10 protein-coding genes and 1 tRNA gene are annotated in these 17,186 nt (G+C 72.5%); all 11 read right to left on the bottom strand.

Translation table 11 applies throughout. The annotated features are described in order from the left end of the window. Positions 1-99: 99 nt before the first annotated feature. A tRNA-Thr gene (locus tag AC3IX6_RS16175) sits at positions 100-173 on the bottom strand. Positions 174-290: 117 nt separating this feature from the next. Beyond that, entirely contained in the window at positions 291-1,862 is a 1,572-nt protein-coding gene (locus AC3IX6_RS16180) for an alpha/beta hydrolase (protein ID WP_489370776.1), read from the bottom strand. Between the two features lie 199 nt (positions 1,863-2,061). After that, positions 2,062-3,273, bottom strand: coding sequence for a DNA polymerase III subunit delta' (locus AC3IX6_RS16185; RefSeq protein WP_489370777.1), 1,212 nt, complete (start codon positions 3,271-3,273; stop codon positions 2,062-2,064). Positions 3,274-3,407: 134 nt separating this feature from the next. Then, entirely contained in the window at positions 3,408-6,665 is a 3,258-nt protein-coding gene (gene tmk, locus AC3IX6_RS16190) for a dTMP kinase (protein ID WP_489370778.1), read from the bottom strand. 186 nt (positions 6,666-6,851) lie between these two features. Then, a complete protein-coding gene (gene topA / locus AC3IX6_RS16195; RefSeq protein ID WP_489370779.1) occupies positions 6,852-9,671 on the bottom strand; it encodes a type I DNA topoisomerase in 2,820 nt (939 codons plus the stop codon). Positions 9,672-10,096: 425 nt separating this feature from the next. Next, positions 10,097-10,294, bottom strand: coding sequence for a hypothetical protein (locus tag AC3IX6_RS16200; RefSeq protein ID WP_489370780.1), 198 nt, complete (start codon positions 10,292-10,294; stop codon positions 10,097-10,099). Between the two features lie 222 nt (positions 10,295-10,516). Beyond that, on the bottom strand, positions 10,517-12,103 hold the full coding sequence (locus AC3IX6_RS16205) for a DUF7059 domain-containing protein (RefSeq protein ID WP_489370781.1): 1,587 nt from the start codon (positions 12,101-12,103) through the stop codon (positions 10,517-10,519). 312 nt (positions 12,104-12,415) lie between these two features. Continuing rightward, on the bottom strand, positions 12,416-12,982 hold the full coding sequence (locus AC3IX6_RS16210; protein WP_489370782.1) for a small secreted protein: 567 nt from the start codon (positions 12,980-12,982) through the stop codon (positions 12,416-12,418). Between the two features lie 173 nt (positions 12,983-13,155). After that, positions 13,156-15,573, bottom strand: a complete 2,418-nt coding sequence (locus tag AC3IX6_RS16215; RefSeq protein WP_489370783.1) for a sodium-translocating pyrophosphatase — start codon at positions 15,571-15,573, stop codon at positions 13,156-13,158. A 648-nt stretch (positions 15,574-16,221) separates the two neighbouring features. After that, positions 16,222-16,662 (bottom strand): ATP-binding protein, encoded by a 441-nt coding sequence (locus AC3IX6_RS16220; RefSeq protein WP_489370784.1) that lies wholly within the window; start codon positions 16,660-16,662, stop codon positions 16,222-16,224. 101 nt (positions 16,663-16,763) lie between these two features. Further along, positions 16,764-17,105 (bottom strand): anti-sigma factor antagonist BldG, encoded by a 342-nt coding sequence (gene bldG / locus AC3IX6_RS16225; RefSeq protein WP_243339893.1) that lies wholly within the window; start codon positions 17,103-17,105, stop codon positions 16,764-16,766. Positions 17,106-17,186: the final 81 nt, after the last annotated feature.

Raw genomic sequence — 17,186 nt, forward strand, 5'->3', positions numbered from 1 at the left:
ACGCCGCCGCGGACCGCCGCACGGGCTGCGGCCTGCGGCCAGTGGTTCAGGGCATGAAAAAGCCCCAGGTCACGGCGAGTGAGTCCTGGGGCTAATCCGAGCCGCCTTCGGGATTCGAACCCGAGACCTACGCATTACGAGTGCGTTGCTCTGGCCAGCTGAGCTAAGGCGGCACCGCTGGGAAGACAAGAATTTCCCTGGTGGGAGGCTCTCATCAGCAGCGGCGCCAAGTCTACAGGGTTAAACGGGGTGCCTCGGACCGGGGCTTCGGACGGCCCCGTCGGCCGGTGTCAGCACTTCTTTCCGTCCTTCGGAGCGGTGCCCTCCAGGAGGTACTGGTTGATCGCCGAGTCGATGCAGTCGCTGCCCCGGCCGTACGCCGTGTGGCCGTCGCCGTCGTAGGTCAGCAGGACGCCCGAGTCGAGCTGGCCCGCCAGGGCCTTGGCCCACTTGTACGGAGTCGCCGGGTCCCGGGTGGTGCCGACCACCACGATCGGCGCGGCGCCCTTCGCGTGCAGTGCCCCGGCCGTGCCGGTGGCCTTCGTCGGCCAGTACGTGCAGTTCAGCGAGGCCCAGGCCAGGCCCGCGCCGAAGACCGGGGAGGCCTTCTCGAAGGAGGGCAGCGCCTTCTCGACCGCGTCGGGCCCGGCGAAGGCCGGGGGCTGGTCGAGGCAGTTGACGGCGGCGTTCGCCGACATGAGGTTGGCGTACTTGCCGTCCTGCTCGCGCTCGTAGTAGCTGTCGGCGAGCGCCAGCAGCCCGTTGCCGTCGTCGCTGTTGATCGCGGCCCCGAGCGCCTCGCGCAGCTGCGGCCAGGCGTTCTCGTCGTACAGGGCGGCGATCACCCCGGTCGTCGCCAGCGACTCGCCGAGCGCGCTGCGCGCCCGGTCGGTCGTGGGGACCGGCTGGGCGTCGACCTTGCGGAAGAACTCCTTCAGGCGTTCCGCGATCTGCTCCGGGCTGCCCTGGCCGAGCGGGCAGTCGGTCTGCTTCGCGCAGTCCGCCGCGAAGGCCCGGAAGGCGGTCTCGAAGCCCTCCGTCTGGTCCCGGTTCAGATCGACCGCGGGCCGGGAGGGGTCCATCGCCCCGTCCAGCACCAGCCGGCCGGCCCGGCCCGGGAAGAGGTCGGCGTACGTCGCCCCGAGGAAGGTGCCGTACGAGGCTCCGACGTAGTTCAGCTTCTCGTCGCCCAGCACCGCGCGCAGGACGTCCATGTCGCGGGCGGCGTCGGCCGTGGACACGTGCGGCAGGACCCGCTGCGAGTGCGTCTGGCAGGCGGCCGCGAACTCCTTGAAGGCGGCCACCAGCAGGGCCTGCTCCGCGGGCGTGTCCGGCGTCTGGTCCACCTGGGTGTACTTGTCCATGGCCGGGCCGTTCAGGCACTCCACGGGGCTGCTGCGGTCCACGCCGCGCGGGTCGAAGGAGACCATGTCGTACGCGGCACGCACCGGGGCCGGGTATCCGATGCCCGCGTACGCCTGGAGGTAGCCGATGCCGGATCCGCCCGGGCCGCCCGGGTTCACCACCAGCGAGCCGAGCCGCTTGGAGGGGTCCGTGGCCTTGCGGCGGGACACCGCGATGTCGATGTCCCCGGCCCCGGGGTTCTCGTAGTCCAGCGGAGCCTTCATGGTGCTGCATTCGAAGCCGGGCACACCGCACTCGCGCCAGGTCAGCTTCTGGTCGTAGTACGGGCGCAGCGCGGCCGGGACGGCGGCCGGATCGGCCGCCGGCGCCTCGGAGGCCCCGCCGGACGACGCGGCGGCACGGGGTGTTCCCGAACCGCCCGAGGTGCACCCGGAGAGCAGTAGCCCCGCAGCGGCGATCACGGTCCCGGTGGTGCGCAGCAGGCGACTGGTGTCCATTCCCGGAGCCTACGGCCTGCGGGCACGCCCGGGGCGGTGGCGCCCGCGCCGGGCGGCGGGCGGCCGCCCGGGCGCGGGGCGCCGCCCCGCACGGACCGGGGGCGTCTGCGCCCCGCCACGCGGACCCCTCGAACGGGTGAGTCCGTCAACCGGAGTCGCAGCCCAAAACCGGCAGCCCGCAGCCCGCAGCAGAACCGCGTCAGCCCGCGCGCAGTGACATCGTCATCGCCTCGACGGCGAGCAGCGGGGCCACGTTGCGGTCCAGCGCCTGCCGGCACGCGATGATCGCCTCGATCCGCCGCAAGGTGCGCTCCGGACCGGACTCCCGGGCGATCCGGTCCAGGTCCTGCCGTATCTCCTCGTTCGCGATGGCCAGCGCGGAGCCGAGCTGGAGGGCCAGCACGTCCCGGTAGAAGCCGGTGAGGTCGGTCAGGGCCAGGTCCAGGCTGTCGCGCTGCGTACGCGTGCGCCGGCGCTTCTGCCGGTCCTCCAGCTCCTTCATCACGCCCGCCGTGCCGCGCGGCATCCGCCCGCCCGTGCCCGCTCCGGCGCCGAGCGCGGCCCGCAGCTCCTCGGTCTCCTTGGTGTCGACCTCTTCCGCGACCTGCTTGGCGTCCTCCCCGGCGGCGTCCACCAGCTCCTGCGCCGCCTTCAGGCAGTCGCCGACGTCGGCCACGCGCATCGGCAGCCGCAGCACGGTGGCGCGCCGCGAGCGGGCCGCCTCGTCGGTCGCGAGCCGGCGGGCCCGGCCGATGTGTCCCTGGGTCGCGCGGGCGGCGGCCTGCGCCACGGCCGGCTCGATGCCGTCGCGCCGCACGAGCACCTCGGCGACGGCGGCCACCGGCGGGGTGCGCAGCGAAAGGTGCCGGCAGCGCGAGCGGATGGTGGGCAGCACGTCCTCCAGCGAGGGGGCGCACAGCAGCCACACGGTCCGCGGAGCGGGCTCCTCCACGGCCTTGAGCAGGACGTTGCCCGCGCCTTCCGTCAGCCGGTCGGCGTCCTCCAGGACGATGACCTGCCAGCGTCCGACGGCCGGGGAGAGCTGCGCGCGGCGCACCAGGGCCCGGGTGTCCTTCACGCCGATGGAGAGCTGATCGGTGCGGACGATCTCCACATCGGCGTGCGTACCGATCACGGTGGTGTGGCAGCCGTCGCAGAACCCGCAGCCCGGCTCGCCGCCGAGGGCACGGTCCGGACTGGTGCACTGGAGCGCGGCCGCGAAGGCGCGGGCGGCGGTGGAGCGCCCCGAGCCGGGCGGCCCGGTGAACAGCCAGGCGTGCGTCATCTTGGAGGCGGCCGGCGGCGCGGTCCCCGATTCGATGGCGGTGACCAGGGCGTCGGCGTCGACCGCGGCGGCGGCCAGCTGGGTCTGGACCCGCTCCTGTCCCACCAGGTCGTCCCATACGGGCATCCCGCCCACCGCCTTCCCTCGCGTACCGTCCGTGCCGTCTGCTCACCCAGTGTGGCGGCTCCCACTGACAATCCCCGTCAGCCGGTCTCGACGACCACGGCCGCCGACGCCGCCCCTCGCCGTCACCGCCCCCATCAGCGGCGGCGCGGCCCCCGGCCCTGATCGTCCTCGTCGTCCCGGCGCGGTCCCAGCAGCTCGTCCGCCAGCGTCGGCAGATCGTCCAGCGGAGTCTCCTCCGCCCAGTCCGAGCGGGGCCTGCGCGGCCGGCCGTCCTCGGTGAGCTGCGGCAGTTCACGGGTCGCGTCGTTGCCCGAGTCGCGGAAGATGCCCGGCGGGACCCGGTCGGCCGGGTTCTCCTCGGGGCGCTGCGCCGTCGGCCGGGACGCGGAGTACGAGGCCCTGGGCGCCGCCGGCCGGGTGGCCGGAGCCTCGCCCGCGCCCGAGGGGCGTACGGGCGGCAGGACCGCGGTCTCGTCCGCCGGACCGGTCGCGCGTACGGGCGGCAGCACCGCCGTCTCGTCCGCCGGACCCGCCGCGGGGCGAGCCGCCGGGTCGGCCTGCGGGACCGGGACCGTCTGGGTGACGTCGTCCGGCTGCACGACCCGCTTCACGACCGGAGTCTCGATCGTGACGGCCTCGTCGTGGTGCGGTTCCCTGCGCAGATCGGCCTTGGGCGCGGAAGCGGGAGCGGGAGCAGCAGGTGCAGCCGGGGGAGCCGCAGGAGCCACGGGAGCCGCCGGCACGGACGCCGAAGCAGCCGCCACCGAGGCGGCGGCCGCCGCGGCCGCAGCGGACTTCGCCGCCGCCTCCGCCGCCGAGGCCTCGGCCAGCCGCCGCGCCTCCTCGGCCTTCAGCAGGGCCTCCTCGGCCCGCCGCTGCTTCTCCAGCCGGCGTTCCTCGGCCTCGGCGTGCAGCCGGGCCTCCTCCTCCGCCTGCCTGCGCAGCCGCTCCTGCTCCACCGCGCGGGCCTTCTCCTCGGCCTCCAGCCGCAGCCGCTCGGCCTCGGCCCGCTCGCGGGCCTCCTCCTCGGCGCGCAGCCGCTCCTCGCGTTCCTTGCGGGCGGCCTCGGCCTCGGCCGCGATCCGGGCCTCCTCGGCCTCGCGGGCCTTGCGGGCCTCCTCCTCGGCCAGCAGCCGGGCTTCCTCCGCCTTGCGGGCGGCCTCTTCCTCGGCCTTGCGCTCGGCCTCCTCGGCGACGAGCCTGCGGGCCTCCGCCTGGGCGGCCACCTCGGCCTCCGACAGCGGGAGCATCCGGTCCAGGCGGTGGCGCACCACGGTGCTGACCGACTCCGGGTCCTGGCCGGCGTCGACCACCAGGTAGCGCCCGGGGTCGGCCGCGGCCAGGGTCAGGAATCCGGCCCGCACCCGCTGGTGGAACTCCGCCGGCTCCGATTCCAGCCGGTCGGGCGCCTCCGTGAACCGCTCGCGGGCCGTCTCCGGCGACACGTCGAGCAGCACGGTCAGATTCGGTACGAGTCCGTCGGTGGCCCAGCGCGAGATACGGGCGATCTCGGTCGGGGAGAGGTCCCGGCCGGCTCCCTGGTAGGCCACCGAGGAGTCGACGTAGCGGTCGGTGATGACCACCGCGCCGCGCTCCAGGGCGGGCCGCACGACGGTGTCCACGTGCTCGGCGCGGTCGGCCGCGTACAGCAGGGCCTCGGCGCGGTTCGACAGGCCGGCGGAGGACACGTCGAGCAGGATCGACCGCAGCCGCTTGCCGACCGGGGTGGCCCCGGGCTCGCGCGTGACGACGACCTCGTGGCCCTTCGCCCGTATCCAGTCGGCCATCGCCTGCACCTGCGTGGACTTGCCGGCCCCGTCGCCGCCCTCCAGGGCGATGAAGAACCCGGCGTCGGACGCGGCCTGCACCGGCTCCCCGCCGCGCAGCGCCTCGCGCAGGTCGCGGCGCAGCGGTACGCCGCTGCGGTCGTCGGCCTTGGCCAGGACGATGACGGCGACCGGCAGCAGCAGGGCGCCGACCAGCATCAGCGTGAAGGCCGCGCCACCGTGGGCGAAGACGACCTCGCCCGCGGCCAGCCGGTGCGGTCCGATCAGGGCGGCCAGCAGCGGGGCGGCCACGGCACCGACGGCCACGGCGACCCGGACGACGGCCTGCAGGTGCTCGGTGACCCGGGCCCGGCGGAACTCCTCGGTCTCCTGGTCGAGCAGCGTGTGCCCGGTGTTCGCGGCGACGCCCGCGGCGGTGCCGGCGAGCAGCGAGAGGAACACCACCGTCGAGGTGTCCGGAACCAGCCCGGTCAGCAGCAGCGCCAGCCCGGCCACGCCGACGGCCAGTGCCAGCAGGCGGCGCCGCGACAGGGAGGGGAGGACCTTGCCGGCCTGGGTGGCGCGGATGCCGAGGGCGGTGCCGCCGAGCAGGGCCAGTACGAGCAGCGAGAACGCGGCCGCTCCGCCCCCCAGGTCGGTGGCGTGCAGGACGGCCACGGCGGCGGCTGCGGCGACGGCCCCGGCGACGGCGGCGCAGACGAGGACGAGCAGCGGGATGGCCCCGGTGCGCCCCTTCTCCGGCCGGTCCCCGGCCTTGGGGGCGCGCAGGCCCTCCAGCGGGGAGCGCGGACGCGGGGTCTTCGTCGCGGGCAGCAGCAGCGGGAGCAGCAGCGATACGGAGGCCGCGAAGAGACCGGATGCCACGTACGAGCCGAGGGCGGCCTGGTTCTCGGTGAACCAGCCGATGCCGAGGCCGAGGGCCTTGCCGATCAGCGTCGAGGCGAGCAGGGCCGCCGCGGCGATCGGCAGCGCGGCGAAGGCGGTGCGCAGGTTCAGCCGGCGCAGTGCGTCGAGGTGGTCGGGCAGCGGCCGTACGGTCGCCCCCTCCGGCGGCGGCGCCGGCAGCAGCCCGGGCGCGGCGCTGTCCTTGGCGAGCCCCCACATCCGCTCGGCGGCGCCGGAGACGAAGACGGTGGCGAGCAGGGCGATCGTTGCGTTCGGGCCGATCCAGTCGAGCCACAGCGGGGCCACGACGAAGAGGCCGAGCCGGAGCCCGTCGGCGCCGATCATCGTCCAGCGGCGGTCCAGCTTGCCGCCGGGGGCGGTGAGCTTGGCCAGGGGTCCGAGGAGGACCGCGCCGAAGAGGACGGTGGACACCACGCGGACGCCGAAGACGGCGGCCACGGCGAGGGCCCAGCCGGCGTAACCACCCCCGAAGGACTCCTGGTCCACGGCCGCCTGGAAGACCAGCAGCACCAGGACCAGCAGGGCGAGGGCATCGCCGATGCCGCTCACCAACTGCGCGCTCCACAGACGGCGCAGCCCGGGAGTGCGCAGCAAGGCGCGCACCGCGCGCTCGCGGGAGTCCGCGGCGAGGGCTTCGTCGTAGGTCGGGGCGGTGTCGGTGGTGGCGGTCACGACCGTTGGCTGCTCGGCTCGCGTCATCCGCCCAGCCTATCCGCTGTGCCTGGCGGGCGCGGAGCCCTGTGGACAAGGTCCGGTGTGACCCCGGACCCACCTGAAAAACAGGGCCCGTGCGCATCGCACGGGCCCTGTCTTCGACTACGCGGCGCCCACTCGGCGCCTACTGCTCAGCCACTGCTCGGCCACTGCTCGGCCACTGCTCAGCGCCTACTCGTCCGCCGCAGCGGCCGCCGCCTTCTTCGCGACCGTCTTCTTGGCCGTGGTCGCCTTCTTCGCGGTCGTCGTCTTCTTCGCCGCCGTCGTCTTCTTCGCGGCAGCGGTCTTCGTCGCCGTCGCCTTCTTCGCCGGGGCCTTCTTCGCGGGAGCCTTCTTGGCCGTCTTCTTCACCGGACCCTTGGCACGCTTCTCCGCGAGCAGCTCGTAGCCCCGCTCCGGCGTGATCGTCTCGACGTCGTCGTCCCGACGCAGCGTCGCGTTCGTCTCGCCGTCCGTCACGTACGGGCCGAACCGGCCGTCCTTGACGACCACCGGCTTCTCGCTGACCGGGTCCGTCCCCAGCTCCTTCAGCGGCGGCTTCGCGGCCGCGCGCCCCCGCTGCTTCGGCTGCGCGTAGATCGCGAGCGCCTGCTCCAGGGTGATGGCGAACAGCTGGTCCTCGGTCTCCAGCGACCGCGAGTCCGTGCCCTTCTTCAGGTACGGGCCGTAGCGGCCGTTCTGCGCGGTGATCTCCGCGCCCTCCGCGTCCACGCCGACGACCCGGGGAAGGGACATCAGACGCAGCGCGTCCTCGAGGGTGACCGTGTCCAGGCTCATCGACTGGAACAGCGAGGCCGTCCGCGGCTTGACCGCGTTCTTGCCCGTCTTCGGCGTGCCCTCGGGCAGGATCTCCGTCACGTACGGCCCGTAGCGACCGTCCTTCGCGACGATTTCGTTCCCGCTGATCGGGTCCTTGCCCAGCTCGAACTCGCCGCTCGGCTTCGCGAAGAGCTCCTCCGCGTACTCGACCGTCAGCTCGTCGGGGGCCAGCTCCTCCGGGACGTCCGCCCGCTGGTGGCCCTCGGCGTCCTTCTCACCGCGCTCCACGTACGGCCCGTAGCGGCCGACCCGCAGCACGATGCCTTCGCCGACGGGGAAGGAGGAGATCTCCCGGGCGTCGATCGCGCCCAGGTCGGTCACCAGCTCCTTCAGACCGCCGAGCGCGTCGCCGTCGGCCGGCACGACCTCGGTCGCGTCCTCCGCGCCGAAGTAGAAGCGCTTGAGCCACGGCACGGACTGGGCCTCGCCCCGCGCGATGCGGTCGAGGTCGTCCTCCATCTTGGCGGTGAAGTCGTAGTCGACGAGCCGCCCGAAGTGCGTTTCGAGCAGGTTGACCACGGCGAACGACAGGAAGGACGGCACGAGCGCCGTGCCCTTCTTGAAGACGTACCCGCGGTCCAGGATCGTGCCGATGATCGACGCGTACGTCGACGGGCGGCCGATCTCGCGCTCTTCCAGCTCCTTGACCAGCGAGGCCTCGGTGTAGCGGGCCGGCGGCTTGGTCGAGTGGCCGTCGACCGTGATCTCCTCGGCCGACAGCGCGTCGCCCTCGGCGACCTGCGGGAGACGCTTCTCACGGTCGTCGAGCTCGGCGTTCGGGTCGTCCGCGCCCTCGACGTAGGCCTTCATGAAGCCGTGGAAGGTGATCGTCTTGCCGGAGGCCGAGAACTCGGCGTCCCGGCCGTCGGCCGACCGGCCGCCGATCTTCACGGTCACCGAGTTGCCGACCGCGTCCTTCATCTGGGAGGCGACGGTCCGCTTCCAGATGAGCTCGTACAGGCGGAACTGGTCGCCGGTCAGACCGGTCTCGGCCGGGGTGCGGAAACGATCACCCGAAGGACGGATCGCCTCGTGCGCCTCCTGCGCGTTCTTGACCTTGCCGGCGTAGACGCGCGGCTTCTCCGGCAGGTACTCGGCGCCGTAGAGCTGCGTGACCTGCGCACGGGCCGCCGACACCGCGGTGTCGGAGAGCGTCGTGGAGTCGGTACGCATATAGGTGATGAAGCCGTTCTCGTACAGCTTCTGCGCCACCTGCATCGTCGCCTTCGCACCGAAGCCGAGCTTGCGCGAGGCCTCCTGCTGGAGCGTCGTCGTGCGGAACGGGGCGTACGGGGAGCGGCGGTACGGCTTGGACTCGACCGACCTGACGGCGAACGAGGTCTCCGCCAGCGCGGCGGCCAGCGCCCGTGCGTTCGCCTCGTCGAGGTGCAGCACCTCGCTCTTGAGCTGCCCGGTCGAACCGAAGTCGCGGCCCTGCGCCACGCGCTTGCCGTCCACCGTGTTCAGGCGGGCGACCAGCGTGGAGGGGTCGGAGGCGTCACCGGCGCGGCCGGTGGCGAAGGTGCCGGTCAGGTCCCAGTACTCGGCCGAGCGGAAGGCGATGCGCTCGCGCTCCTTCTCGACCACCATGCGGGTGGCCACCGACTGGACGCGGCCCGCCGACAGCTTCGGCATGACCTTCTTCCACAGGACCGGCGAGACCTCGTAGCCGTAGAGGCGGTCGAGGATGCGGCGGGTCTCCTGGGCGTCGACCATGCGCTGGTTGAGCTCGCGCGGATTGGCGACGGCGTCGCGGATCGCGTCCTTGGTGATCTCGTGGAAGACCATCCGGTGGACGGGGACCTTGGGCTTGAGGACTTCCTGCAGGTGCCACGCGATGGCTTCGCCCTCGCGGTCCTCATCGGTGGCGAGGAAGAGTTCGTCGGACTCGGCCAGCAGCTCCTTGAGCTTCCTGACCTGGGCCTTCTTATCGGCGTTGACGACGTAGATCGGCGCGAAGTCGTGCTCGACGTCCACACCGAGACGGCGGACCTCACCGGTGTACTTGTCGGGAACCTCGGCCGCGCCACTCGGGAGGTCGCGGATGTGCCCGACGCTCGCCTCGACGACGTATCCGGGGCCGAGATAGCCCTTGATCGTCTTCGCCTTGGCAGGGGACTCGACGATGACGAGTCGGCGGCCGCCCTTTGCGGTCTCGCTAGTCGGGGACAACTTGGCTCTTCTCTCCGGTCGGCACTCGGTCGCAGTACGGCGACGCTGCGGAGTGTGACGGTACAACCCGCCCCCGTGTCAAACGGCAGAAGCCCGCAACGGCCACTCGAACGGTAACCCGACAAGTGCCATTTCTGCCGCCCGGATGCCGCGCCGGGCCCTGCGCACTCACCGGGCAGAGTGGCCGAAGGGCCGTCTGGCCCCGCCTCCGGACCCCTCTTCACGTCGCTCTTTGCCCGTGAGTACGGTCCTGCGCGCATTCCGGACGACCGGGCGAAACCCGGCGCGCCGCCGGAGCCCGGGCGACATCCGGCCGATCCGCCGGGGCCACGAACCGGGAGCCGCGCCGCGGCCGGCCCGAAGCGGCCGCCAAGCCCGGGGCGACACCACCGGAGCGATACCGCCGGGGCATCACCGCCCCGGCGTCACACCCGTCCGAGGCACCAGACCCCGAGGGCCAGCGAAACCCCGCCGGCGAGCAGCACCAGTGGTACGGCCACGACGGGGCGCACACCCTCGGCCACCGGCGCACCGCGCGGGGCGCGCGCCCCCGTCCAAGCCAGCAGAGCGGCCCCGAACAGCAGGAACACGGCCGCCGCGAAGATCGCCGGACCGTGCTCCATGCCGTTCCCCTCATCCCCCGGGCCGCTCTCGGGATCCCCCCGGAACCCGCTGACGGGAGGATTTCAGCCGCGGGGAGACTGCAGGCGAACCTGGGGTTACATCCTGGCTCCGACTGCCGGCGGCCCGGCTGCGCGGCTGTCCGCCGACCCGGCAGCCCGGCAGCCCGGCAGCCCGGCTGTCCACAGGCCGGCTCCCCGGCTCGGCCCGGCTGCGCGGCCGCGCTACTCCCCGGCGGCTTCCGCGCCCGCGCCCGCTTCCGTTTGCGCCCCGGTCACCGGCTCCAGGAACCCCTGCTCCACCAGCATCCGGATCGCCTCAGGCGTCCGGTCCCGCAGGACCACCGGGTCCTCCTCCACCAGCTGGGCGATGGCGTCCAGAATCCGCCCCGCGCTCAGTGATCCGTCACACACCCCGGCGAAGCCGGCCCCGACGGTGTCGACCTTGGTGGCGCGCCGCATGCCCCGGTTCTGCCGGAGCACGACGTGTTCCGGATCTTCCGCGCCGGGCGCGCCGACCTGCTCCTGCACGACCTCCTCGGTCAGCCGGAAATAGCCCGCGAGCAGGGCCGCGTCATCGTGGTCGCGCAGGTAGTCCTGGCGCGCGAAGTGGGCCAGGACGGCTTCCCCGAGCGGCTGTTCCACCGAGTGCGGCCACTCCTCGACCACGATCGACGGCTCGGCCGCGTCGCTGCGCCGCAGCGTGATCCAGCCGAAGCCGACCGACTTGGTCTTGCGGGCTTCGAACTCGTCCAGCCAGTCCTCGTACCGCTGTTCGTACTCGGCGGGGTCGGTGCGGTGGTCGCCCGCGTCGCGCAGCCACAGCTCCGCGTACTGCGTCACGTCCTGCTCGTCGCGCTGCACGATCCAGGCGTCGCAGCCGCGCGGCACCCAGGCCCGTACCCGGTCGTGCCAGTCCTCGCCCTCCACGTGCTGCCAGTTGCCCAGGAACTGCGCGAATCCGCCCGGGTTGAGCCGGGCTCCGGCCTCCTGGACCAGGGTCCGGCACAGGTCGTCGCCGCCCATCCCGCCGTCCCGGTACGTCAGCCGGGCTCCCGGGGAGATCACGAACGGCGGATTCGACACGATCAGGTCGTACGTGGCCTCGCCGACCGGCTCGAACAGCGACCCGGCGAGCAGTTCCGCCTCGGGTGCCCCCGACAGCGCCAGCGTCAACCGGGTGAATTCCAGGGCCCGCGGGTTGACGTCGGTCGCCGTGACCCGGGTCGCGTGCTGGGCGGCGTGCAGCGCCTGGATGCCGGATCCGGTGCCGACGTCGAGGGCCGAGCCGACCGGCGTGCGGATGGTGATCCCGGCCAGCGTCGTGGAGGCGCCGCCGACACCGAGCACCACGCCCTCCTCGCGGCTGCCGATGCCGCCGGCCCCGCCGACGGCGCAGCCGAGGTCGGAGACGATGAACCAGTCCTCGCCGTCCGGACCGCCGTACGGGCGCACGTCCACGGTGGCGTGCACCGTGTCCTCGCCCGCGGCGGACCCCTCGCGCCGCAGCCAGCCGTCGGCCAGCGCCGCATCGACGGGCAGCGCCACCGCGGCGTGCACGTACGGCACCGGCTCGCGCAGCAGGAACAGCCGGGTCAGGCTCGCGAGCGGCCCGTCGCCGCGGCTCCGCGTGGCGCGCCGGGCGGGGACCGTCTCGCTGCGGGCCAGCGCGGCGTACGCCGGGGCGCCGAGCAGGTCGAGCAGCCCGTCGGCGGTGAAGCCCGCGGCGAGCAACGCGGCGCGCAGCTCGGCCGCGCGGGCCGACGAGGGGAGGCGGGCGGGCAGACCGGGGGGAAGGCTGGTGGTACTCACCCGCCCATTGTGGCCGCTGCCGCCGCCATTGCCCGCGCACACCACCATCGGCGCGGGCGGCCGTCGGCCCCGCGAGCTCCCGCCCGGGGGTCGCACCCCGGGACGGGCCCCGACCGGGCGCAGTCCCGTACGGCTGGACCCGTCCCCGGACATGCGCCGGGGCGGCCGGGGTCCCGAAGGATCCCGGCCGCCCCGGTGTGTGCGGGGGCCGCCGTCAAGGCGGCGGCTCCCGCGGGTACTTCTGGTGCTTCTAGGCCTTCTGGGCCGCCTAAGACTTCTAGGCCTTCGAGGCCTTCAGGACTTCGAGGCCGTTTAGGACTTCGCCGGCGACGGAGTCGTCACCTGGCAGCCCTTCTGACTGTTCATCGCCTTGTCGAGCCCGCCCGCCTTGAGCTGGTCGAGGGCTTCCTTGCCGCCCTTGGTCGCTTCCTCCAGGCCGCCCGCCACCTCCTTGAGGCCCTCGGCGAACTTGCCCTGGTCCTTGGCGTCGAGGGCGTCCATCTTCGTCTTCAGGGCGGTGTAACCCGCCGACGTCGACTCGAAGCCCATGACCGCGGCGGCCTGGGTCTTCTCACCGTCCTTGACGGGCGGAACTCCCGCGCCCGTAAGGGCCGTACCCATCGCCTTGTACGCCTCGGACATGGTCCCGAAGGCCGCCGAGTCGGTCGACTGGACCTCCTCGGGCTTACTGCTCTCGGTCGCCACCCGCTTGATGTCGGCGTTCGCCTGCTCGATCTTCGTGAGCTCGGGCTGCCAGCTGTCGCAGACCTTCTTGGCCCAGGCGTCGGTCTTCTTGTCGCCGTCGTCCCCGCCGCAGCCGGACAGGACGAGCATCAGCACCGCAGCGCCCGATACCGCGGCCGCAAGCTTCTTGTTCACCGGATTGGTCCCTTCGAAGGCTCTCGGCCCGGAAGATACACGTCCACCATCCGGGAAACGCAAAGGCGGACGGACGGCGCGTCAGTCCGCGCCCCCCGTCCGCCGTTCGGGCGTACGGTCGAGTCGGGCCGGGTCAGGCCCGCGAGAGCCGTTTCAGGCCCGCGAAGGCCCTCTCAGGAGGAGACCGCCGCGGCCGGGTCGCCCTGCTGGCCCACCCGCTCCGCGGTCGCGCCCTCGCCCGCCCCGTCGTCGCCCACCGCGATGCCGCGGCGCTTGGAGACGTACACCGCGCCGACGATGACGCCGATCGCGAGGATCGCGACGATCGCCCGTACGGTCGGGCTGGCGTCCGCGCCGTAGCTGAACTGCACGATCGCGGGGGCGATCAGCAGTGCCACCAGGTTCATGACCTTGAGCAGCGGGTTGATGGCGGGACCGGCGGTGTCCTTGAACGGGTCGCCGACGGTGTCGCCGATGACGACCGCCTCGTGGGCCGCACTGCCCTTGCCGCCGTGGTGCCCGTCCTCGACGAGCTTCTTCGCGTTGTCCCACGCGCCACCGGAGTTGGCGAGGAAGACCGCCATCAGGGTGCCGGTGCCGATCGCGCCGGCGAGGAAGGAACCGAGCGCCCCGACGCCGAGCGTGAACCCGACGGCGATCGGGGTGAGGACGGCGAGCAGCCCGGGCGTGGCGAGTTCGCGCAGGGCGTCCTTGGTGCAGATGTCCACGACGCGCCCGTACTCGGGCTTCTCGGTGTAGTCCATGATCCCGGGGTGCTCCCGGAACTGGCGGCGCACCTCGTAGACCACCGCGCCCGCCGAGCGGGACACGGCGTTGATGGCGAGGCCGGAGAACAGGAACACGACGGCCGCGCCCAGGATCAGCCCGACCAGGTTGTTGGGCTGCGCGATGTCCAGGCTGAGGTTCATCTCCCCGGCCGTCTTGGCGCCGACCTCCTTGACCGCGTTCGCGATGGCGTCGTTGTACGAGCCGAAGAGCGCGGCCGCGGCGAGCACGGCGGTGGCGATCGCGATGCCCTTGGTGATGGCCTTGGTGGTGTTGCCCACCGCGTCCAGGTCGGTCAGCACCTGCGCTCCGGCGCCCTCGACGTCGCCGGACATCTCCGCGATGCCCTGGGCGTTGTCGGAGACCGGGCCGAAGGTGTCCATGGCGACGATGACGCCGACGGTGGTGAGCAGACCGGTGCCGGCCAGTGCCACGGCGAAGAGCGCCAGCATGATCGAGGTGCCGCCGAGCAGGAACGCCCCGTACACGCCGAGGCCGATGAGCAGCGCCGTGTAGACGGCGGACTCCAGGCCGACCGAGATGCCGGCGAGCACGACCGTGGCGGCGCCCGTCAGGGAGGACTTGCCGATGTCCCGGACGGGACGGCGGTTGGTCTCGGTGAAGTAGCCGGTGAGCTGCTGGATCAGGGCCGCGAGCACGATGCCGATGGCGACGGCGACCAGCGCCAGGATCCGCGGGTCGCCGGAGTGCCCGGAGATCGCGGCGTCGTCGACGCCGACGAGCTCCTTGTAGGTGCCCGGCAGGTACGCGTAGACGGCGATCGCGACGAGGACCAGCGAGATGGCCGCGGAGATGAAGAAGCCGCGGTTGATGGCGGTCATTCCGCTGCGGTCGGTACGCCGCGGGGAGACCGCGAAGATGCCGATCATCGCGGTGACGACCCCGATGGCGGGGACGATCAGCGGGAAGGCCAGGCCCAGGTCGCCGAAGGCGGCCTTGCCGAGGATGAGGGCCGCCACGAGGGTGACGGCGTACGACTCGAAGAGGTCGGCGGCCATTCCCGCGCAGTCTCCGACGTTGTCGCCCACATTGTCGGCGATGGTCGCGGCATTGCGCGGGTCGTCCTCCGGAATGCCCTGCTCGACCTTGCCGACCAGGTCGGCGCCGACGTCGGCGGCCTTGGTGAAGATGCCGCCTCCGACACGCATGAACATCGCGATGAGCGCGGCGCCGAGGCCGAAGCCCTCCAGGACCTTGGGCGCGTCGGCGGCGTAGACGAGCACGACGCAGGACGCGCCGAGCAGGCCGAGGCCGACGGTGAACATGCCCACCACGCCGCCGGTGCGGAACGCGATCCGCATGGCCTTGTGGGAGACCTCAGTCAGGTCCTTGGCGGGCTCGCCCTCGGCGGGGGTGGCCTCGCGCGCGGCGGCGGCGACGCGGACGTTGGCACGGACCGCGAGGCGCATGCCGATGTAGCCGGTGGCGGCCGAGAAGATGGCGCCGACGAGGAAGAAGGCGGAACGTCCCGCCCGCTGCGTCCAGTCGTCCGCGGGGAGCAGGAACAGCAGGAAGAACACGACGACGGCGAAGACGCCGAGCGTGCGGAGCTGCCGGCCGAGGTAGGCGTTGGCGCCTTCCTGGACGGCGGCGGCGATCTCCTTCATGGAGTCGGTTCCCTCGTCGGCGGCGAGGACCTGGCGGACCAGGATCTGCGCGACGACGAGCGCGGCGATGGCCACGGCCGCAATGATGATCACGATGAGCCGATTGTCATCAGTGAGTACTGCGGATGCCAGGTCTGTGGTGCGACCCGGCGCGATAGGGGTGAAGAGCCCCGTCATTCGTCCTCCTTGACGTGATGAGCTCAAGATGTGGACGGATTGTAGGGAGCGGGACCCGATCAAAACAGTACGCAGGAAACGGAATTGGCCCGCACTTGCTCCTCACCAATAGATCTGGTCACTCCATTACCCTCGAAAGTGGTAACGGGGCAAAAGCATTGACGCTTGATCACCGATCCGGAAATCCACCGGAGAACGGCCGGAGAACGATCACGTAATTGATCTACGGGCTCACAAAAGGCCCTGCTCGGCAGGCCATTGAATAAGATCGGAAGATACGTCGGCACGCGCGGCGGAACATCATCGGTGCCCGCACCCGGCCGCCTCCGACGCCTTGCCGGCACCCGCCCGGTCCCCCGTCGCCAGGCGACCGGACTCCGAGAACGCCCCGCGGCGAAGCCGGACCGGGGCACGAAACAGACGGGGAAGCACCAAACCCACGGGACGGGACGAGAACCCGCCGGGCACCACGAGAACCCGCCAGCCCCACACGCCCCTGCCGGGCGGCACGAGCTCGGTCAGGGCCCGAAGGCACCCCCGGGCGGCACGCAGGCCATCCGCAGGGCAGCACGCAGGGCAGCACGAAAACCCGCCGGGCGGCACAGGGCCACCCGGCGGGCACGGAACGGTGGGGCAGCGAGCCGCCGGCTACGGAAGTTCGGAGGTCCCCGAGACGGGCCAGCTCATCCGGATGGTCCCGCCGGTCTCCCCGCTGATGACGTCGACGTCGTCGACCAGGCCGCTGATCACGGCCAGGCCCATCTCGTCCTCGCCGTCGATGTCGGGGTCCAGGACGGCGTCTATCCCGGGCACGGCGGCGGCCGGACCGCCGGCCGGTCCGGGTACTTCGTCGCTGACCTCGATGGAGAACACCTTCTCCTCGTCGGTCAGCACCACCCGGACGGGCGCGGTCAGCCCGTTGGTGCGATGCAGTCCGACGGCACGCGAACAGGCCTCGCCCACGGCGAGGCGGACCTCGTCGAGGACGGCTTCCTCCACACCGGCCCGCCGCGCCACGGCGGCCGCGACCAGGCGGGCCGTCCGGACGTGTTCGGGCTGGGCGCTGAAGCGCAGTTCAACGGTGGCCATGCGCGTCCCCCTCGGACTACGGGCGTGCCTTACAGGGGCCCGGACCGCTTGTGGCCCGGTACCCCCCGCTCCATCATCGGCCGTTTCGCCGCCGAGCGCCGTCAGTCGGTGGCGTTGACGGCGTCTTCCACCGAGTTGTGGATCGGAAACACCTTGGTCAGACCGGTGATTCGGAAGATCTTCAGGATGCGCTCCTGGTTGCACACCAGACGCAGCGAGCCCTCGTGCGCGCGGACGCGCTTGAGGCCTCCCACGAGCACACCAAGTCCGGTGGAGTCGAGGAAGTCCACTCGCTCCATGTCGACAACCAGGTGGTAGCTGCCGTCGTTCACCAACTCGACCAACTGCTCGCGCAGCTTGGGCGCGGTATACACATCAATCTCGCCACCGACCTCCACGACCGTACGGTCGCCGACAGTGCGAGTCGACAGGGACAGGTCCACGGATCCTCCAGCACCTTGCTATCGAGCGGCGCCCCCCAGGGGCCTCCCCACCCGGAGGTGGGAGAGGGATTGGCTGCCGCG

Source organism: Streptomyces sp. GL_141 (assembly GCF_057834385.1).